18 protein-coding genes are annotated in these 20565 nt (G+C 64.2%); all 18 read right to left on the reverse strand.

The genetic code is table 11. The features are described from left to right. Positions 1–54 precede the first annotated feature (54 nt). The 18 genes from V9L17_RS09275 to V9L17_RS09360 all read right to left on the reverse strand — a co-directional run bounded on the left by V9L17_RS09275 (position 55) and on the right by V9L17_RS09360 (position 20552). A complete protein-coding gene (locus V9L17_RS09275) occupies positions 55–795 on the reverse strand; it encodes a polyprenol monophosphomannose synthase (RefSeq protein WP_337351205.1) in 741 nt (246 codons plus the stop codon). Positions 796–897: 102 nt separating this feature from the next. After that, positions 898–2559, reverse strand: coding sequence for an amidohydrolase (locus tag V9L17_RS09280; RefSeq protein ID WP_337351206.1), 1662 nt, complete (start codon positions 2557–2559; stop codon positions 898–900). Between the two features lie 58 nt (positions 2560–2617). Then, positions 2618–5563 carry a DEAD/DEAH box helicase gene (locus tag V9L17_RS09285; RefSeq protein WP_337351207.1) on the reverse strand — a complete coding sequence of 982 codons (2946 nt, stop codon included), beginning with the start codon at positions 5561–5563 and terminating at the stop codon, positions 2618–2620. Positions 5564–5587: 24 nt separating this feature from the next. Then, entirely contained in the window at positions 5588–6382 is a 795-nt protein-coding gene (tatC, locus tag V9L17_RS09290) for a twin-arginine translocase subunit TatC (protein ID WP_337351208.1), read from the reverse strand. A 48-nt stretch (positions 6383–6430) separates the two neighbouring features. Beyond that, a complete protein-coding gene (gene tatA, locus V9L17_RS09295; RefSeq protein WP_337348262.1) occupies positions 6431–6706 on the reverse strand; it encodes a Sec-independent protein translocase subunit TatA in 276 nt (91 codons plus the stop codon). Positions 6707–6738: 32 nt separating this feature from the next. After that, positions 6739–7080, reverse strand: coding sequence for a hypothetical protein (locus tag V9L17_RS09300; RefSeq protein ID WP_337351209.1), 342 nt, complete (start codon positions 7078–7080; stop codon positions 6739–6741). A gap of 10 nt (positions 7081–7090) precedes the next feature. Continuing rightward, the gene (locus V9L17_RS09305; protein ID WP_337351210.1) at positions 7091–9076 is read right to left on the reverse strand and encodes a helix-turn-helix transcriptional regulator; all 1986 of its coding nucleotides are present in this window, start codon (positions 9074–9076) and stop codon (positions 7091–7093) included. A 103-nt stretch (positions 9077–9179) separates the two neighbouring features. After that, on the reverse strand, positions 9180–9575 hold the full coding sequence (locus V9L17_RS09310; RefSeq protein WP_337348265.1) for an FKBP-type peptidyl-prolyl cis-trans isomerase: 396 nt from the start codon (positions 9573–9575) through the stop codon (positions 9180–9182). 78 nt (positions 9576–9653) lie between these two features. Beyond that, entirely contained in the window at positions 9654–10589 is a 936-nt protein-coding gene (locus V9L17_RS09315; RefSeq protein ID WP_337348266.1) for an FKBP-type peptidyl-prolyl cis-trans isomerase, read from the reverse strand. A 107-nt stretch (positions 10590–10696) separates the two neighbouring features. Continuing rightward, the gene (gene pafA / locus V9L17_RS09320; protein ID WP_337348267.1) at positions 10697–12061 is read right to left on the reverse strand and encodes a Pup--protein ligase; all 1365 of its coding nucleotides are present in this window, start codon (positions 12059–12061) and stop codon (positions 10697–10699) included. A gap of 1 nt (position 12062) precedes the next feature. Further along, positions 12063–12770: a proteasome subunit alpha gene (gene prcA, locus V9L17_RS09325; protein ID WP_337351211.1), complete on the reverse strand. Its 708-nt coding sequence runs from the start codon at positions 12768–12770 to the stop codon at positions 12063–12065. Positions 12771–12772: 2 nt separating this feature from the next. Beyond that, the gene (gene prcB / locus V9L17_RS09330) at positions 12773–13591 is read right to left on the reverse strand and encodes a proteasome subunit beta (protein WP_337348269.1); all 819 of its coding nucleotides are present in this window, start codon (positions 13589–13591) and stop codon (positions 12773–12775) included. 81 nt (positions 13592–13672) lie between these two features. Continuing rightward, positions 13673–13876, reverse strand: a complete 204-nt coding sequence (locus V9L17_RS09335; RefSeq protein WP_337348270.1) for a ubiquitin-like protein Pup — start codon at positions 13874–13876, stop codon at positions 13673–13675. 86 nt (positions 13877–13962) lie between these two features. Then, positions 13963–15582 carry a depupylase/deamidase Dop gene (dop, locus tag V9L17_RS09340; RefSeq protein ID WP_337351263.1) on the reverse strand — a complete coding sequence of 540 codons (1620 nt, stop codon included), beginning with the start codon at positions 15580–15582 and terminating at the stop codon, positions 13963–13965. A gap of 50 nt (positions 15583–15632) precedes the next feature. Beyond that, complete coding sequence (arc, locus tag V9L17_RS09345; protein WP_337351212.1) at positions 15633–17384, reverse strand: proteasome ATPase; 1752 nt, start codon at positions 17382–17384, stop codon at positions 15633–15635. A gap of 82 nt (positions 17385–17466) precedes the next feature. Further along, a complete protein-coding gene (locus V9L17_RS09350; RefSeq protein ID WP_337348272.1) occupies positions 17467–18531 on the reverse strand; it encodes a tRNA (adenine-N1)-methyltransferase in 1065 nt (354 codons plus the stop codon). A gap of 115 nt (positions 18532–18646) precedes the next feature. Beyond that, positions 18647–19813: a site-2 protease family protein gene (locus V9L17_RS09355; RefSeq protein WP_337351213.1), complete on the reverse strand. Its 1167-nt coding sequence runs from the start codon at positions 19811–19813 to the stop codon at positions 18647–18649. Next, positions 19806–20552 carry an HAD family hydrolase gene (locus tag V9L17_RS09360; RefSeq protein WP_337351214.1) on the reverse strand — a complete coding sequence of 249 codons (747 nt, stop codon included), beginning with the start codon at positions 20550–20552 and terminating at the stop codon, positions 19806–19808. Before V9L17_RS09360 ends, V9L17_RS09355 begins: the two co-directional genes overlap by 8 nt. Positions 20553–20565 lie beyond the last annotated feature (13 nt).

Consider the following 20565-nt stretch of genomic DNA (forward strand, 5'->3'; position numbering starts at 1 on the left):
GCCCTTTTCAGGTTTGACCAAAAGCCGGGCGGCGGCCGCCACCCAGCGCGGCGGTCATGTCTGGGAAGAATCCTTGCCGGTCAGCTTGTTCCAGCGGGCCAGCAGACCCCACTTGGTGACGTTGATCATTGCTTCCACAACGATGTTTCCGCTCATCTTCGACGCACCCAGCTCACGCTCCACGAAGGTGATGGGCCGTTCCTCAATCCTTAGCCCCATCTTCGCGACGCGCCAGGCGAGGTCGACCTGGAAACCGTAACCCACGGAGTCCACCTGGTCGAGGTTAAGCTTTTCCAGGGTGGTCCTGCGGAAGGCCCGGTAACCGCCGGTGACGTCCTTGATCTTCAGGCCCAGCATGATGCGGGCGTAAGTGCTGCCGATCCGGGAAATGGCCTGGCGGTACAACGGCCAGTTGACCACGCTGCCGCCAGCGACCCACCGCGAACCCATCGCCAGGTCTGCGCCCTGGTCAATGGCGTCCAGAAGGAGCGGCAGCTGTTCCGGCTTGTGGGAGCCATCAGCGTCCATTTCCACCAGGACGTCGTAGCCGGCGTCCAAACCCCATTTGAAGCCCGCAATGTATGCAGCGCCAAGGCCTTCCTTACCCTTGCGGTGCAAAACGTGGACCTGGGAGTCTTCGGCAGCGAAGCCGTCAGCCAACTGCCCCGTCCCGTCAGGGCTGTTGTCATCGACCACCAGTACATCCGACGCCGGCACGGCGGCCCGAAGGCGTTGGAGGGTCTTGGGAAGCGATTCCAGCTCGTTGTAAGTAGGAATGATGGTGAGGACGCGCACGGAGAGCCTTTCCTGGATGAAAGCGGTCAGAGCACCTGGTGCGCAGCGGAGGCACTGGCAGGCGCAACTTCCCATTATAGGGTGATGCCCGGTGGGCCGTGTTCAGGAGCGGAGGGCCGGGTTGCAGTACAGCTCGGCTCCGTCACGGACCGTCTGCAGGCAAACGGGGTCCGTATCCGTGTCCAGGGCGGGGAGGAGGGGGGTGCGGGCACGGGGGTCGGTGCTCCACGACTGGACCCTGCCGTCAGCCACCTGGACCATAAGTTCTTCGACGTCCCACACGGCAAAACTTGCCGGTGCCCCCGGAACCAACTGCCCGGCCATGGGGTTGTGGTACTTCGCAGCCCGCCAGCCGGCGCGGGTGTGGCCAAGGAAGGCGGCGCGGGCCGAGATCCGCTGATCGGCATTGTGGTGTTCCAGGCATGCGCGGACACTGGCCCACGGGCGCAAAGGCGTTACCGGGCTGTCGCTTCCGAAAGTGATGGGCACACCGGCTGAGTAGAACGAGGCGAAGGGGTTCATGCTGCTGCTGCGGCTGCCAAGGCGTTGTGCGTAGAGGCTTCCGTCTGCGCCCCAGGCGGCGTCAAATCCAGGCTGCGAACTGACCGTGACGGAGTAGTGCGCCAGCCGCTCCACTGCCTTGGAATCTGCGATCTCGACGTGCTCAAACCGGTGGCCCGCAGACCGGATACGTTGTTCCCCCACTTCGGCGGCGGCAAGGTCAAGGGCCGCGAGGGCGGTGTCCAGCCCGGCGTCGCCTATGACGTGGAACCCGCCCTGGATTCCAAGGAGGGAGCACGCGGCGAGATGGGCAGCAGCCTGGTCCACCGAAAGGTACAGGCTGCCCCGCTCCCCCGTCGCGTCGCTGTAGTCGGAACGGAGCGCCGCGGTCCTGGAACCGATGGAGCCATCGATGTTCAAGTCGCCCGCAAGTCCACGGACGGGCACCCCCAGTTCATCGAGGATCGACTGTGCGTGTTCCGGGGTCAGAGCCAGTTCTCCCCAGTACGGGAGAACCTCCGGGAACGCTTCTGTTCCGGGCCAGCCAAGGTTCCAGGACGCAGCCAGTCGAAGGTCAGCCATCCCGCCAATGTGGGGTGCCCCCATTTCGGCGGCCGCGACGTAGCCGTTCGCTGCCGCCTCAGCCAGTGCGCGCCGCTGGTAGTTGCGCAAGGCTTCCTCCGGCAGGTTCCGGGTGGCCTGCCGGGCAGCGCTATGGGCCGCACGCTTTAGGTGGCCTTCCGGCGAAAATCCGTCCAGTTGTGCCAGGCCGGCCGTGGCGGTGAGGGAACGGGACACCAGGGCTGAGTGAACGTCCACCCTGGACAGGTAGACAGGCCGGCCCTGCGCAGCGCGCTCAAGTTCATCGGCGGTGGGCAGGGAAGGATCGTGCCAGGTGGATTCGTCCCAGCCGTGTCCGAGCACGGTACCCTCCCCGGGCGCAGACTGGACTGCGTCCAGCAGCTCCCGGGCGGATCTGACCAGGCCAAGTTGGAGGGAGTCCAGGGCGATCCCCGTTTCGGTCAAATGGATGTGCGAGTCGACAAATCCCGGCGCCACCAGGCCACCATGGAGGTCGATGACCTCCATGGTGCTGTCAGCGATGGATGACGCCGCCTGCTCAGATCCCACCCACGCCACTGTTTCGCCGTCCACGAGCATGGCAGTGGCAAAAGGATCCGCCGCCGTGTACACGGAACCGTTGCGGTAAAGCACCACCTTGCGCTCGTTCGGGGACGGCGTGGCAGACTTTGCTTCGGTCATGTGTTGTAAGGCTCCTTGAGATAGTGCGCCGCGCGCGGAGGTGGCAGCGGCAGGTAGGTCAGACGACGGACGAGTAGGCCACCACGCCACGGCGGACCAAGGAAATGGCTTCGGTGCAGAGCCGGGCAAGGCGGGGTTCCAGCCCGGGAATCTTGGCGAGCTGGTCAAGCAGGTCGATGACCTGCTTGACCCAGCGTACGAAGTCGCCTGCGGCAAGGTCCGTGCCGTTAAGCACCTCCTGCAGGTGCCTGCCCTTTGCCCACTTGTACATCGGCCACACCAGGCCCAGTTCCGGCTCGCCGGTCAAAGGAAGCTTGTTCTGTTCCTCCACATCCTCAAGCGAGGACCATTCCCGGATGACGACGTCCACGGAGGACTCCAGCGAGATGCTGGGCATCCGCGGCCGGAGCCCCCGGTCCTCGCGCTTGGCCTGGTACACCAGCACGCTGGCAAGGGCCGCAACTTCGACGGCGTCCAGGTCATCGAAAGCACCAAGTCGGAGGGACTGGGAGATCAGCAGATCCTTTTCACCATATATGCGCCGCAGCCGCTGGCCGTCCGCGCTGATGGACTGCCGTCCGTCAGCCGTGGTTTCCAGGTAGCCGTAGGCCGAGAGCACGTCGCAGACGCGGTCGAACGTTTTGGCGATGGTGTTGGTCCGGCCCTGGATCTGCCTGACCAAGGCGTCGGTTTCCCGGCGCAGCTTCCACCAGCGTTCGGACCATCTGGCGTGGTCTTCACGCTCACTGCAGCCATGGCAGGGGTGAGCGCGGAGCGCCCGCCGGAGGTCAGCGATGCGCTTTTCCTGGTTGGGCAGCGCCGTAGCCAGGCCGAAGTCATTGTTCCGGCTGCTGGTGGCCGCCGGTGGCCGGTTCTCCCGCAGGGCATTCCGTGCTGACGAGGCAAGGTCACGCCGTGACTTGGGCACTTTGGCGTTGAAGGACTTCGGGATCCGGATCCGGGTCATGGGCGCAATGGGCCCTTCCAGATCCTCGGTCCCGATTCGACGCAGCTGGTTGTCCAGCGTCAGGACGGCCGGCCGCGGTTCCCGGCTGCTGTGATCGGCACTCAGCACAATCGCCGGCCCTGGCGCGCGTCCGCCGGGCACATCCACAACGTCCCCCGGCAGCAGCCGCGCCAAGGAGTCGTCACTGAGTGACTTTCTTGCCCGCGATTTGCTCCGGGAGGTCATGTTTTCGGCGTCTGAGAGCTCCCGGCGCAGCCTTGCATATTCGGTGAAGTCCCCCAGGTGGCAGGTCATCGACTTGGCGTAGCCGGCCAGCGATTCCTCCCTGCTGCGCACTTGCCTGGCGAGGCCCACCACCGAGCGGTCCGCCTGGAACTGTGCAAAGGAGGATTCCAGGATTTCGCGGGCCCGGGCGCGGCCGAACTGCGCCAGCAGGTTGATGCTCATGTTGTAAGTCGGGCGGAAACTTGAGTTGAGCGGATATGTCCGGCGCGATGCGAGCCCGGCCACCGCCGTCGGATCCGTTCCTGGCTGCCACAGCACTACCGCATGGCCCTCGACGTCGATTCCGCGCCTGCCCGCGCGGCCCGTCAACTGGGTGTACTCCCCTGCTGTGATATCCACGTGGGCTTCGCCGTTGAACTTGTCCAGTTTCTCCAGGACCACGGACCGCGCTGGCATGTTTACACCCAGGGCGAGCGTTTCCGTGGCGAAGACCGCTTTGACCAGGCCCTCAACGAACAGTTTCTCCACGACCTCCTTGAAGGTGGGCAGCATTCCAGCGTGATGGGCCGCAAAGCCCCGGAGCAGGCCGTCCCTCCACGTCCAGAAGCCAAGCACATCAAGGTCTTCGGAGGGGATGTCCTGCCCGGCCTCGTCAACGCGCTGGGCAATAATGCGCTGCTCTTTCTCCGTGGTCAGCCACAGCCCGGAGGAGACGCATTGTGCCACGGCTGCATCGCAGCCGGCACGGGAAAAAATGAAGGTGATGGACGGCAGCAGGTCCTGCCGGTCGAGGCTGGCAATGACCTGGGGGCGGCTGGCCTTCCGGACGCCGACTGGCTGGGGGCCCTGGCCCGGCCTGTCGTCTCCGCGCTGCCTGTGTTGTCGGCGTTGGCTGCGGCCGCCGTGGCCGAAGCGTCCGCGGAAACTTTGCTGGCTCTCGCTTCTTGCCATGGCCAACAGGTCCGGATTGACCTCGAATCCACGGCCGGGCAACTCCTCCGGCACTGCTGCAGGGGCCGGTACTCCGGTCTCCGCGTCTGCAGGTGGGGCGATCTCGTCAAAAGTGGTCTCGCCGGCGAAGAGGTCCACGATTTCCTTGCCCACCATGACGTGCTGCCACAATGGCACGGGCCGATGCTCCGAGACGATGATGTCGGTGTCGCCCCGGACGGTGTCCAGCCAGGCCCCGAACTCTTCCGCGTTTGAGACCGTGGCGCTCAGCGAAGCTACCTGAACCTCACTGGGCAGGTGGATGATGACTTCCTCCCAGACGGCGCCACGAAAGCGGTCTGCGAGGTAGTGCACTTCATCCATCACCACGAAGCCAAGGTCTTCCAGGGACGCGGAGTCGGCGTAGAGCATATTACGGAGGACCTCGGTGGTCATCACCACCACCGGCGCTTCGCCGTTGATGCTGGTGTCCCCCGTCAGGAGGCCAACGTTTTCGGGTCCATACTTTTCCGAAAGCTCGGCGAACTTCTGGTTGCTCAAGGCCTTGATGGGCGTGGTGTAGAAGGCTTTGAGGTTGCGCTCGAGTGCGAGATAGATCGCGAACTCACCCACGATGGTTTTTCCGGCGCCGGTGGGTGCGGCGACCAATACGCCCCTGCCTTCCTGCAGGGACCTGCAGGCCTGGCGCTGGAAGTCGTCCAGCTCAAAATCGAGGGTGCGGACGAAGCCGCCCAGATAGCTCGCGGCCTCGGCTGTCCGCTCCGTGCTGGCCCGGTAACTTTCAGAGGGCGACAGCTGCTCTGGAACGGTCGGCCGGGAAGGGAACGGACCCGCGGGGGGCGGCCCGGAAATAGAGGACATGACTCCAGCCTAGTGGGCGCGGGGCTACAGGTTCTTCAGTTCGTTTCCGGGCGTCGCGACGTCGGCTGTTGCCTCGGTCTCGGCTTCGCGCTTGGCCACTCGCCGGGCACGGCGCTTGTCGTTCAGCAGACAGAGGCCGATGGCTGCGAAAAAGAGCACCAGCAAGGGCCCTGCCAGCATGAACATGGAGATAGCGTCAGCACCCGGGGCGGCGATGGCCGCGAGGACGAACACCAGGAATACAGTGATGCGCCAAGCCTTAAGGATGGTCCGACCGGTGACGACGCCGGCCATGTTGATCCCTACCAAAACCACCGGGACCAGGAAGGCAAACCCGAGGACAAGGACCATCCGGGTGACAAAGTCGATGTAGTCCCTGGCATCGATGATGTTGGAGAACCCGGCGGGGGTGAACTGTGTGAGGGCGCGGACGACCTGTGGGACCACAAGCCAGCCTGCCCAAATGCCGGCAAGGAAGAGCGGAACGGCGGCAGCCATGTAGCCCAAGGTGTAACGGCGTTCAGTGCTGGTCAGTCCCGGGGTGATGAAAGCCCACAGCTGGTAGATCCAGATGGGACTCGAAATGACCAAGCCGATGATGAGAGACATCTGCAGCTGGAAATCGAATGCCGACCCGATGTTCGAGAAGTTGACCGACGATACGCCACCGGTCTGCTGTGCGATCCGGTCCACCGGCTCCTTGAGGGCCGACAGCAGCGGGTTATAAAGTATCCATCCGCCGATCGCGCCGACCAGGACACCGATCCCGGATTTGATCAGCCGGTTCTTGAGTTCCTTGAGGTGGTCCCAAAGGGCCATGCGGCCCTCTGGGTTGGCTTTGCGGCCCCTCGTCAGTGCCACCGTGGGTTAGGCGCGGTTCGACGGCGGTACATCAGTACCGTCCGTCGCGTCACCGGGCTTTGCCTGCGGGTGGTTGACGATCTTGCCCTCCACCGGTCCGGTCGTGTCAGCGGGGGTTTCGGTCTTGCCGTCGTTCTTCATTTCCTTGACCTCGGACTTGATGATCCGCATGGACTGGCCAAGGCTGCGAGCCATGGCAGGAAGCTTAGGGGCGGCGAAGAGCAGCAAAGCAACAACGATAATAATGACGATCGGCCAGGGGCCATCAAAGAGTCTTCCCACGGGAATTCCTTTCCTCTTAAAACATCCTACGTCTAAGTGAAGTCCAGATCGCCAAGCGACTGCCGCTGGCCACGGTCAGTCCTGCGCTGGACCCGCCTCAGGCGGCGGTCTTCCCGGCGGGCTGATTTGGATGTGTGGTAATCATGTCGCATTTGAACAGGAGAGGCAAAAACCGCTGCACCCGGAAGGGTTGCCGGTGGGGCCTGTATCGGCGCAGGGGCGGGGCTGAAATGACCAAGCTTCTCCCCGGCTGCCCCCAGATCCTTGAGCGTCGCCATGAACTGGCGGAACAACCGGATGCCCAACAGGACATAAAACAGCACAGATACCGCAACAAGCGCTATCCAGATAAGGATCCAAGACCACCAAGGCATGCTGAGAAGTCTAGCCGCCGTATCGGGCAAGTGCCGCCGCGACCCAGGCGCGTGACTGGTCGGCAAGCTCCCGTGGCTCCAGGATGCGCACCGCCCCGCCGTGCTGCGCCACGAACATTGGCAGCCACGCCGTGTTGCCAAAGCGGATTTCAGCCAGCAGACCGCCGTCGGGAAGGGGCGAAGTCCGCTCGGCGTAGTAGTCCTCTGCCAGCCCTGCGCCCCGCCTGGTGAGCTGGACTGTCACAGTCGTGTCGTCGTCGTTCGGTGTAAACAACTTGGCCGGGAAACCTTCGTTGGGCTGCAGCCTTGTCGACGCCGCGTTGCCGTTCGGGTGCAGCTCCTGCACGCGGTCAAGACGGAAGTTCCGCAGGCCCTGGGCGGAGTGGCAGTAGGCTTCGAAGTACCACGTATTGTCCAGCGAATAGAGCCGAAGAGGGTCCACGTTCCGTTCGGAAACGCGGTCCCGCAGCGGTGACAGGTATACCAGGCGAAGCTGCGACCGGGACTCGATTGCTTGGCGGACGACGTCCAGCGTGGCCGAATCAGCGGGGCCGACCTCCGGCCCGGCCAACATTCCCGCGCGCAGCCCTTCCTCTCCGGCTGCAGCCATCAGTTTCAGGGTGACCGACTCCAGAGCGCCGCCTTCAGCGAGTTCCGGCAGCCCGTTCAGTGTTTCCAAGCCCGTGAGGAGTGCGCAGGCTTCCTCCACGGTGAACCTGACCGGTCTTTTGAGGTCCAGGTCCTGCGTGATGTAAACGTGGTCGTCCTCCCATTGGATATCCAGGAGGTCGTCAGGATATCCCTCGGGCAGCCCGGAGCAGATCAGGATCTGCAGGTCCCCTTCAAGTTCCTTGCGCGTGACGCCAAACCGTTCAGCGACCTCCTGGATGTGCAATCCCTGATTGTGGACGAGGAACGGAACAAGCTGGAGCATGCGTTTGAGCTGGTCTTCGGAAGTCCGGGTCCGGACGCTGCCCGGCCGGGGCTGGTTCGGGAAATCAATGACCGGAATCGGGGCCGCACAGAAGTCGGCCGCGGCCCGCAGCCGGCGCCGGACAGCCGTGACGAGGTCATCAGGGGTCACAGCGGTGGCGTCCGGACCGTAGGAGGCCAGTTCCTCTGCAAGTACCTCCACGTCCCGGTACTGGACGCTCAGGCGGTCGTAGCCGGCGTCGGGCGTTCCCGATGGTCCAAGGTCGCCTGGCAGGGCCCGCTGGCGAAGCCCCAGCAAGCGGCCGGCCCGCACATCCACCTCGGCGGTCCGGAGCGGCAGTTCCGGCAGCCGGTCCAGCTCCCCCCGGATGTTGAAGTCCGCTGGCGGCGAGTAGCGCTCTTTATCCAGGACGGTGATGGCGCTGGTCAGACGGGACAGCCGGAAGTGCCGAGGAGCCTGTCGGGTCCGGTCGTAGCCGGCAAGGTACCACTGGCCGAAGCGACTGCCCAGGCCCCACGGTTCAACGGTCCGCTGTTCTTCTTTCCCTGTACTTCCCGCGAGGTAGGAAAAGGAGACCGGGTGCTGGGCGTGCATGGCTGCGACGAGGTCGTCGAAGGCCTTTCCTGCGGGTTTGATCCGCGGCTGGACCCCGAGAGGCAGTTCAACGTCAGTGAGGCGGCTGGACGCCTGGAGCTTTCGCAGGGCATTGGCCGCGGCGGTGCCCAGGGCCGCACGCTCCCAGAGCTGCGAGGCCAAGAGAATCACCGTCCACTCCCCTGGGCTGAGTTCGACGTCCGGAAGCCGGTTGGACTCCTTGCCGATCCGGTATCGCGTGGTTGCGGGGTCGTCCTCGCTCCATCCGAGGTCGGTGACGGTTTCGACGTCGAACCCGAAGTTTCGCAGGTCAGTCTTGTCCCGTTCGAACATCCGCCCGAAAGACACGTCGTTGCCGGCAACGTCACGGTAGACCGTTTCGCGCAAATCGCTGCGGTGCAGGCCATACCTGGTGTTCAGGAGGGCTATCAGGAGATTAAGCAGGCGTTCTGTACGGGATGGGGACACCCTCGCTACGTTACTAAAATCCGCGGGGGAAAGCAGAAGGCGCGGTAATGAACGGATGAGCTCATCCGATCATTACCGCGCCCTGGGGCCTGGAGGGCTCCGCTTAGCGGACGCCCACGAGGTCAACTACGAAGATCAGGGCTTCGTTGGGCTTGATCGCTCCCCCGGCGCCGCGTGAGCCGTAAGCCAGCTCCGAGGGGATCTCGAGGCGACGACGGCCGCCAACCTTCATGCCCAGCAGGCCCTGGTCCCAACCCTGGATGACCTGGCCAACTCCGACCCGGAAGTCCAGCGGAGCGCCCCGGCCCCAGGAGGCGTCGAATTCCTCGCCCGTGGACCAGGCGACACCTACGTAGTGGGTGGACACGGTGTCGCCGGCTTTCGCTTCGGCACCGTCGCCCTCAATGAGGTCGGTGATGACCAGTTCCGTGGGAACATCGCCTTCCGGGAAGTCAATTTCCGGCTTCTGGCGGTCGAATTCGCGCTGACCAAATGACATGCTTGCTCCTTTTATTTGTTGGGCGGGTGAAGTTTTGCCTGAAGTCTTGCCGGGCCCGGTTTGGGGCCCGCGATGGGGCTATTTGGCGCCGAGGATATCCACGACGAAGACAAGGTCGCCCTTGGCTTCGCCCTGGCCTGCATCACCATACGCGAGGTCCTTGGGGATGACCAGAAGGACCCGGGAGCCCACCGTCTTGCCTGCAAGGCCCTTGGTCCAGCCCGGAATGACGCCGGTCAGCGCGAAGCTGGCCGTCTCGCCACGGTCAAAGCTGGAGTCGAATTTGGTGCCGCCAACCAGGGTGACGCCCACATAGTTCACCGTCAGTGTGTCGGTTTCCTTGACTTCCGCGCCGGTGCCCTTGATCAGGTCCTGGGACACGAGGGCAGTCGGGGCTGCGACACCCTCAACGGAGATTTCCGGCACGCCCTGGTCGTTGTCCTTGACCGTGGGGAGGCCGGCGGGCGGGGTTACTGTTTCACCCTCGGGCTTTTCGAGCACCGGGGTTACATCCGTGGCTGAAAGTACCTTAATCAGCAGCAGCTGGGTGGGCTGCGCTGCGGCGCCTTCAGCGGCTGCCGCCTTGCCAGGAATGGCCAGGGCCAGGGTCGAGCCGATCTTGGAACCGACAAAAGCGTTATAGATGACGGCGCCGCCGGTCTTTAGCTCCTCGTTCAGTTCCAGGGGCTCGGGTTCGCCTGCGTAGGTGTCTTCGAGTGTGGCCCCGTCAGTACCGTTCAGGGCGAGGATGGAAATGTTGGCCACCTGGTTCGCCTTGAGGGAATCGCCGGTGCCTTCGGTGACGACCTTGATGGTGGGCTCCGCTACGTCCAGCGGCTTGGTGAACTCAACACCGGGAGCTTTTTTGTCCCCGTTGTCCGTCAGTTTCAGGGAGTCGAACTTGGCAGTATCACCTGCGGACTGGCTGGTGGGCTCCGGTGCTGCGGGCGTCCCGCCTCCACAGGCGGTAAGCAGCAGCAGACCGGGGATAAGGATTGCTAGTAGTCGGCGCACGTAAGAACTTTCGTCGGGGCAGGATGGACGCTGCACCGAAAAATATCCCTCGGCGCAGCTCAGGACCGAAGAACGGCCCCATCCAGAATAGCCCCTGAAGCTGAGTGTCAGCCCATAGAGTCCAGGAGCGCATCCACACGGTCATCCACGCTGCGGAACGGATCCTTGCAGAGGATGGTCTGGTGGGCGCGGTCATTGAGTTTCAGGTGCACCCAGTCCACTGTGTAGTCCCGGCCGAGTTCCTGGGCACGCCGGACGAAGTCGCCGCGCAGTTTGGCGCGCGTGGTCTGCGGCGGAGCGTCCACTGCATCCTTGACCACGGTGTCGTCCACCACGCGGCGGACGGCGCCCCTGGACTGTAGGAGGTAGTACAGCCCCCTCGTCCGGGAGATGTCATGGTAAGTGAGGTCCAATTGTGCGATCCGCGGTGCATCAAGGCCGAGCCCGTGCCGTTGCCGGTAGTTGTCCATCAGCTTCTTTTTGATGGCCCAGTCGATCTCGGTGTCAATCGAACTGGTGTCTCCGCTCTCGATGGCCCTCAACGTCCTGCCCCACAGGTCCAGTATCAGCGGCACGTGCGGGTTGTGCGCCCCATGCTCCTGGACGAAAGCAGTGACCTTCGTCAGGTACTCCTGCTGGATCTCCAGGGCTGTGAGTTGGCGTCCGTTGGCCAGCCGGACCAAGGCCCGTCCACTGAGGTCGTGGGAGATCTCCCGGATGCTCCGGATGGGGTTCTCCATACGCATGTCGCGCATGATCACACCCGCCTCGATCATGCGGAGGATCAGGTCCACCGTTCCTACTTTGAGGAGGGCGGTGGTCTCGGACATGTTCGAGTCGCCCACGATCACGTGGAGCCTGCGGAAGAATTCGGCGTCGGCGTGGGGCTCGTCCCGGGTGTTGATGATGGGACGGGACCGGGTGGTGGCCGAGGACACGCCCTCCCAGATGTGGTCTGCACGTTGAGAAAAGGCGTAGGTCGCGCCGTGCGGGGTCTTGAGGATTTTTCCTGCGCCGGCAATCAGCTGCCGCGTCACGAGGAATGGAATGAGGATTTCGGCGAGCCGGGAGAATTCCCCACGCCGTGGAATCAGGTAGTTTTCGTGGCTGCCGTAGGAGTTGCCGGCGGAATCGGTGTTGTTCTTGAACAGGTAGACGGTGCCGTTGAAGCCTTCTGCTGCCAGCCGGGACTGGGCTTCGTCCACGAGGTCATCGAGGATCAGTTCGCCGGCCCGGTCATGGGCGATCAGCTGCGCGAGGTCGTCGCACTCGGCGGTGGCGTACTCGGGGTGCGATCCCACGTCGAGGTAGAGGCGTGAGCCGTTGGTCAGGAAGACGTTGGACGAGCGTCCCCAGCTGACTACCTTGCGGAAAAGGTACCGGGCCACCTCTTCCGGGGCCAGCGGCCGCGAATCGGGGCTCGAATACGAAATGCCGAATTCGGTCTCGATACCGAAGATCCTCTTGTCCATCTCAGTCCTCCTCAGCCAGCAGCGCCGTGATGTCGGCGTCGTTCAATCGTCGGAATGCACGCCGGGACCCGCGCGAGCTCTCCGAGAGCCGGTCCAGGACAGCGACTTCCACCGCCGTGGCCGGCAGCGCGCCGGCTTCGGCGTCGGTGACGAGTCCTCCCATCGCCAAGCGGATCGCTCCCGGGAAACGCAGCGAAGCGCGCCAGCCGTCCGCGATGGCGGCTGAGACCCGGTCCGCCTGGCCGCCCATCACGATGAACCCCTGTTCGTCTGCGATGGACCCGTCAAACGTCAGGCGGTAGAGGTGGTCCTCTTCCTGGGTCTGGGCGACTTCGGCGACCGCCAGCTCCACCTCGAAAGGCTTCTGCTCCGCAGTGAACACTGCGCCAAGACTTTGGGCGTAGACACTGGCCAGTCCGCGGGCGGTGACGTCCTCGCGGTCGTAGGAGTAGCCCCGGACGTCGGCATACCTCACCCCGGCTTGCCGGAGGCTCTCGAACTCGTTGTACTTTCCGACGGCGGCAAAAGCGATTTTGTCGTAGATTTCGCCGATCTTATGCAGGGACGGCGAGGGGTTCTCGGCCACCAGCGCGATGCCGTCCTGGCAGCTGACCACCACGACGGACCTGCCGCGGGCAATGCCTTTCCGTGCGAAGTCCGCACGGTCCTTCATCAGCTGCTCGGGGGAAACATAAAACTGCTGGGTCATTTCTAGGCCTCCCGCCGGGCGATGGTCCGCGCTTCAATGATGCTGCCTGCAACCGCAGCGAGCTCGGACTCGGGTACTCGCCGGGCTCCGCTCCGGCTGACTGTGTATACCACGGGCCACAGCTGGCGGACGGGGTCGGGGCCGCCTGTGGCGGAGTCGTCGTCGGCTGCGTCGTAGAGGGACTCGACGGCGACAGCGACGGCTTCGGCTTCGGTCAGGTTGGGCCGCCAGAGTTTCTTTAGGGCGCCGCGGGCAAACACGGAGCCGGAACCGACCGTGTGATGTTCGCGTTCTTCGTACCGGCCGCCGGTCACGTCATAGGAAAACAGCCGGCCCAACCCCGCGGCAGTATCAAATCCGGCGAAGAGGGGCACCACCGCCAGCCCCTGCAGCGCCATGGGCAGGTTCCCCCGGATCATGGCCCCCAGTCGGTTGGCCTTACCTTCGAGGCTGAGCAGCGTGCCCTCAATTTTTTCGTAATGCTCAAGTTCAACCTGGAATAATCGGGTGAGGTCGATCGCGATGCCGGCCGTGCCCGCAATGCCCAGCACCGAGTAGTGGTCGGCCGGAAACACCTTCTCGATGTGGCGGCTGGCAATGACGTTGCCCATGGTCGCCCGGCGGTCTCCGGCCATCAGGACTCCGCCTTCGTAGCTCAAAGCCACGATAGTGGTGGCGTGCGGCACCTGCAGCGGCGTGGCGGCTGCCCCGGCGGGTAAGTCCCGGTTGTACGGAAGCAGTTCCGGCCGATCCCGCTGCAGATGCTCGGTGAACGAGGATGTCGCGTTGGCGGCTACCTGGTGGGCGGTCGGTTCCTGCACTGATGCACTCCTTCAACGTAGTAAGTCAACGTCTTGCCAGATCTGCGGCCGTCCGCGGCTCCTGCCGCCTTATCGGACCGGTTACTGACCGCCCTTTTGGACGAACGCCCGGACGAATTCTTCGGCGTTGGATTCCAGGACGCCGTCGATTTCGTCAAGGAGGTCATCCACGCCCTGGGTCGCTGCGGATGCCTGCGCTTCGGGCGGCGCGGGAGGGGCCTCCGGCACGTCCTCTTCGACCTGGCTGTCGTGCGACTGCGGCTGCTGTTGCTCCTGGCCTGCCATTGTTATCTCCCTCTTCCTTAAAGCTCGGGTCCGGGTGGAACATCCGATACGCCCATATTGCCACGCTCCGGGGCTGCCGGGGTGGTTTACGCCCCCGGCGGATTGGTGTTATGTCCGAGCAGTTCTGCCAGGAAAGGACCAGCTTCCCGGTGCCGGGCAAACAGGCCACTTGTCAGTGCTTTGGTCCCCCTCAGCGGCTCGCGGGTGGGCACCCGCTGGAGACGTCCGTAGCCCGGCACATCGAAGATTACCGAGTCCCAACTGGCCCCCACGACGTCCTTTCCGAAGCTGCTGACGCAGCGGCCGCGGAAGTAGGCCCGGGTGTCCGACGGCGGTTCCGTGACCGCTGCGGCGATGTCGGCGTCGTTCACAATCCGCTGCATCCGGTCCCTCGCCAGAAGGCGGTAGTAAAGGCCCTTCTCTGGCCGGATGTCCGCCCACTGGAGGTCCACGAGGCCCAGCCTGGCATCGTCCCAGGCAAGTCCGTCCCGATCCCTGTAACCGTCAAGGAGGGAGAGCTTGGAGAGCCATTCGACCGAGGAAGCCGCTGCCGGCCTGTCGCTGTCGAGCTGCGTCAGGGTGTTGGCCCAGCGCTCCAGTACCTCGTGCGTGTGGCCGTCGCCGTCGAGGGCGTCGGAAACCCCGGTGTCCTGGGCGAGCTTTGCCGCTGCTTCGTGGTAGATCCACTGCAGGTCCAGCGCAGTGACGCGGCGCCCGTCCAGCAACCGCAGCTTGGTGGTCAGGGACGTGTCATGGCTGATGGCCTGCAGTGCGGCGACCGGTTCATGCACCTCCAGCTTCGGTGCCAGGCCCGCCTCGATGAGACTGAGGACCATGGCAGTAGTGCCGAACTTGAGGTAGTTGGACGCCTGGCTCAAGTTGGCGTCGCCGATGATGACGTGCAGCCGGCGGTACTTGTCCGCCGTGGCATGCGGTTCATCGCGGGTGTTGATGATGGGCCGCCGGATGGTGGTTTCAAGGCCAACCTCCGCCTCAAAAAAATCGGCCCGCTGGCTGATCTGGTACCCCGGAACAGAACTGTCCTGGCCCAGGCCCACCCTGCCCGCGCCGCAAAAGATTTGCCGCGTAACGAAGAAGGGCGTCAACCCGCGCACGATGTCCCCGAACGGAACGGAGCGTGGCATGAGGTAGTTCTCGTGCGAGCCATAGGACACGGACTTGTTGTCCGTATTGTTCTTGTACAGGTTTACCGCCGGCAGTTCGGGGTCCATTGCGAGCCGGCGTACCGCGGCCAATGCCACCAGGTCTCCGGCGGCGTCCCACGTCACGGCGTCGCGGGGGTTGGTGACCTCGGGGCTTGAATACTCCGGGTGGGCGTGGTCCACGTACAGGCGGGCGCCGTTACCGAGCACCATGTTCATCAGCAGTGTCCCGGACTCGTCCTGTCCGTCCAGTTCCAGTTCTTCGCGGCCGTAGGCAAGGGCGACGGCCTCCGCATCAAGGACCGGCGGCTGGTCCGTGAGCTGGCTCGGGTGCGCCGAGGCCCGGTCAAGGGTCCAGCCGCGGGCGTCGTGCAGCGGCTCCTCATCCGTGTAGTCCCACCGCGTTTCGGCGCCGCCGGCGGCACGCTGCCTCGTTACCTGCGCATACGCCTGCACCACCCGGGCCGACATCATGGTGGCGTTAGCCGAGGGAGCAGCCGGAGCGTGGATCCCGTATTCCGTCTCCGCGCCCATAACCCGCATGGCCCCGCCGACGGGGAGTGCTCCTCCGCTGGCGGGTTCCGCAGCAGCCGTCACAGGTACTGTCCTGTGCTGGGCATCGTTTCGATGGACTTCCCGGGTTCCTGTCCGGCCTTGCCCTGGACGATGGTCCGGATATAGGTGATCCGCTCGCCCTTCTTGCCCGAGATGCGGGCCCAGTCATCCGGGTTGGTGGTGTTCGGCATGTCCTCATGCTCGCGGAACTCGTCCACGACGGCTCGGAGGAGGTGCTCGATCCGCAGGCCCTTCTGGTGGAGGGTCAACAGGTCCTTGATGGCATACTTCTTGGCCCGGTCTACAACGTTTTGGACCACCGCACCGGAGTTGAAGTCCTTGAAGTAGAGCATCTCGGTGTCCCCGTTGGCGTACGTGACTTCCAGGTATTCGTTGGACTTCTCCGTGGAGTACATGGCTTCCACCGTGCGCTGGACCATGGCGTCCACGGTGGCCTGGACATCGCCGTCGTATTCGGCAAGGTCAGACTCGTGGAAGGGCAGGTCCGTGGTGATGTATTTGTTGAAGATGTCCGCGGCTGCTTCGGCGTCCGGCCGCTGGATTTTGACCTTGACGTCCAGCCGCCCCGGACGAAGGATCGCGGGGTCGATCATGTCTTCGCGGTTGGACGCGCCGATGACGATGACGTTGTCCAGGCGCTCCACGCCGTCGATCTCGCTCAACAGCTGGGGCACGATGGTGGTTTCGACGTCGGAGGAGATGCCCGTACCGCGTGTGCGGAACAGGGAGTCCATTTCGTCGAAGAACACCACTACGGGGCTGCCGTCCGAGGCCTTTTCACGCGCACGGGAGAAGATCAGCCGGATGTGGCGTTCGGTTTCACCGACGTACTTGTCCAGCAGTTCGGGGCCCTTGATGTTGAGGAAGTAGCTCTTCAGGTCGACGTTCCCGGACCGCTCGGCTGCCCGGGCTGCCAGCGAGTTTGCCACCGCCTTCGCGATCAGGGTCTTACCGCAGCCCGGGGGGCCGTACAGCAGAATGCCTTTGGGGGCCTTCAGTCCATGCTCGCGGTACAGGTCGGGGTGAAGGAACGGCAATTCGACGGCGTCGCGGATCTGTTCGATCTGGGGACCCAGCCCGCCGATGTCCTCGTAGGTGATGTCGGGAACTTCCTCCAGGACCAGGTTCTCAACCTCGGACCGCGGGACTTTCTCCAGTGCATAGCCTGTCCTCGAATCAATGGACAGGGCGTCCCCAACCCGGAGCTTTTGGCCCAGCAGGGCGCCTGAGAGCCTGATGACCCGTTCTTCGTCGGCGCGTCCGACGACGAGGGCCCGGTCCGTGCCCAGCATCTCCTTCAGGGTTGCCAGCTCGCCGGCGCGTTCGTAGCCAAGGCCGGCAACAATCAGAAGGGCCTCGTTGAGGAGGACTTCCTGGCCAACGGCCAGCTGGCTGATGTTGACCAAGGGGCTGATGCCTACCCGCATCTTCCGGCCGGCATTGAAGATGTCCGCTGATTCCTCGGTGGTGGCTTGGCCGCTGTTGCCGGGGGACGGCTGGCGCTTCGGATTGAGTTGGAGAATGGTGCCGAAGCTGTATGGCGGCTGCCCCTCCTGGTCGAGGGCGTTCTTGAGCCGCAGGATCTCCGCTTTCGCGGCTTCCAGCATGGTGACCAGCTTGGCGTTGTTCTGTGTTGCGGCCGCGAGTTGGCGGTCAATGTGCCTGAGCTTGTCCCGGAGGATGTTGACCTGCCTGTCAGCAACAGACAAATCATTAACGGCAGACTGCTCTGCCGGTGTACGTCCGGAGTCCTGGTTCGGAGTCTCCATGATGCATCAGCCCCTTCCTGCGCTTCTCTTAAGACCTTAGCCCCAAGTTGGCAGGTACAGCTGAAGACTCCCGAAATCTGGACTAGTTCGTGATCTCCGGATCGTCCTTGACGTTGGTCCCGGCAATTGCGTCGCGGGCGGCTCGGCGGAGCTTCTTGTCTGAGACCAGCCGCTCCCCCACTGCTCCCGGTGTCCAGGCATTCACATCGGCTTCGTCAAAGTCGGTTTTCGACGGGCGCCGCTTGACAGAGATCCCGGTCACGCCGTCGGCCAAGCGCCGGGTGACCAGCAGGAAACCTGTGTGCGCAACCATCCGGTGGTCGGGGCGGACCGCGAGGCCTTCAAGGTGCCAGCCGCGGACCATGGACTCCCAGGCGTCGGGCTCGGTGAAACGGCCGTCGGCGCGGATAGCTTCAGCCGTGCGGGAAAGCTGGGTCACTGTGGCCACGTAGTTGATCCAGACGCCGCCTGGAGCAAGCACTGTTGCTACGGCGTCGAGGCACTCCCAAGGGGCCAGCATGTCCAGAACCACCCGGTCAACGGATCCGGGGGCTTCGCTGCGGACAACTTCCTCCTGGAAGTCACCGAGTGAAACTTTCCACGCCGGGTGGGGTCCGCCGAAGATTGTTTCAACATTGCCGCGGGCAATGTCGGCGAATTCTTCCCGCCGTTCAAAGGAGTGCAGGTAACCGTTGTCGCCCACTGCCCGCAGGAGGGAGATGGACAGTGCTCCGGAGCCGACGCCCGCTTCAACGACCCTGGCGCCGGGGAAGATATCCGCCATGGTGACGATCTGGCCGGCGTCCTTGGGGTAGACAACGGCGGCGCCGCGGGGCATGGACAGGACAAAGTCGGAGAGGAGGGGGCGCAGCGTCTGGTACTGCTGGCCAACGTTGTTCACCACAACGGAGCCGTCAACCTTGCCGATGATCTCGTCGTGGTTAAGGAATCCCCGGTGGGTGTGGAAGGCGCCACCCACCTCAAGAGTGATGGTGTTCATGCGGCCGCGCTCGTCGGTCAGCTGGACGCGTTCGCCCTCACGGAAGGGTCCCCGGCGCCGCGCAGCTCCCACCGGCTGGGCTCCGTTGGCGGCAACACCTGTCTGGGGTTTTGCTGCGGCTTCGGTGGCGGCAGATTCGCTGCTCATGAATTTTCCTCGCTCCTGTAAAACTGTGGGGCTGCGCACTTGGTGGGGGCTGTCCTGTCCGGCCTGGCCCCACAACGGAAACCGTGTGGCAGCTAAACGCGACCGGCAGGTAACTCTACCGGTTCTGGCGCTGTGGATACCTATTGGGGCGCACGCTCTTACCGGTGATGGCTGCCACCACAACATCCTGGGCCAGCAGGCCGGTCACTGTGCCGCGGTGGTCCACCACCGCATACTCCTGGCCTTCCAGCTGGCCGAGGTACTGGATGAGCTCCTGGCCTTTTGACCACTCAGGCACGTAGGCGCCTGCACCAAGGGCATAGGACACCGCCGTTACTGGCGTGGAACTTGTGGCGTGCGGCGGAACTGCGGCCACTGCCGGGGCGTCCACTACGGCCTGCGGGCGTCCATCCGGTCCGCACACCACAACGGCAGGGACACCGGTCGGTGACAGCCGAAGGACGTCCGCCACCGTGGAGGCGTTGGGAATTCCGACGGCTGGCCTTGCCAGTGCGGCAGCGTTGACGAGGTGCAGCCGCCCCCGCATGGTTCCCTGCTGGATAGACGCCGATGCCCCCATCCAGAGGAATCCACCCACCAGGACGGTGATCATGAGCAGGCTGAGTTCGGGCGTTTCTCCGGCCAGGACGGGGCGGGCCAGGAACCAGAAACCCAGGGCGACGACGATGACGCGGCCTGCCCAGCCTGCCGCGACCGTGCCTTTGGCTTGGCTGCCCGTGGCTTTCCAGACGGCGGATTCGACGATCCTGCCGCCGTCGAGGGGCAACCCGGGAAGGACGTTGAAAATACCGATCAGCAGGTTGGCCCACATAAAGATGTTGGTCAGGAGTTCCGCGACGCTGGGAAGGCTGGTGCCGGACAGGACCAGCCACGCGCCACCGGCCAGCGCGAAGTTCGCTGCAGGTCCTGCAAGCGCCACCAGCACGGACCGGCCCGGAGTGGCTGTGAAGTTCTCAAACTGGGTGTGCCCGCCCCAAAGGTTCAGGACGATCTTTTGCGTCGGCCAGCCATAGATTTTCGCGGTCAGTGCGTGGGCGAGTTCGTGCACCAGGACGGAAATCAGGAGCAGGATGGCATAGGCAAAGGCCACCGTGTAGGCAGCTACGCCGAGAGCCGGATTGTTCTCCCGGAGGACCGGTCCGTAAACAATCACGGTGAAGGCGGCGATGACGAACCATGAGTAGGCCAGGATGACAGGGATGCCCGCGATCCTGCCGAGGGGGATTCCTTCGCGGCGTGCCGGCGTGGTTTTCTCACCCATCTGCGGGGCTCCCCTGCGCCGCTTCAAGCAGGCGCCCGGCGCCGCCTGTTCCGTTGCGGTCCGCGGCAATGGCGACCAGTTCGGCAACCGTCCGGCCCGCCAGGGACTCCCAGGTGGTGTGCCGGGGGCTGTCTGGGATAGGCACGATGTGCGGAATGGCCACCGTGGATACGCCGGAAGCCACTGCAGCTGCCACGCCGGGCGCGGAATCTTCCAGGGCGATGCAGTGATCGATGGTCAGGGCCGGATCAGAGCCCTGAAGCAGTTCAACCGCGGTCAGGTACGCCTCCGGGTGCGGCTTGCCCTGGGTAACGGTGTCCCCCGTCACCACAAATTCAAAGTAGGGCCTGGGGAGGTTCGCAACGATTTCCCGGGCCAGTGGACCCTCGGACATGGTGACGAGGGCGCACCGGATACCCTCCTGGTGGAGCTCGTCCAGGAGTTCCCGGGCGCCGGGCCGCCACGGCACCCGGCGCTGCACGCCACGGATGACTTCTGCCGTGAGCGTGTCGATGATTTCCCGGGCTTCCAGCTCCACGCCGGCGTTCTGGAGGATGCCAGCCGAGTAGGTCAGCGACTGGCCGACGAGCTGAATGGCCTGTTCGTGCGACCAGGTGCCGCCATGGGCTTCCACCAGCGCATGTTCGGCCGCGATCCAGTAGGGCTCCGTGTCCACAATGGTGCCATCCATGTCCCAGAGGACTGCTTTGAGGGGGGAAATTGTGGCTGGGGGTCGCATGTGTTCAGTCTAC

It is taken from the genome of Pseudarthrobacter sp. CCNWLW207, from assembly GCF_037203945.1.
Classification (GTDB): Bacteria; Actinomycetota; Actinomycetes; order Actinomycetales; family Micrococcaceae; genus Arthrobacter.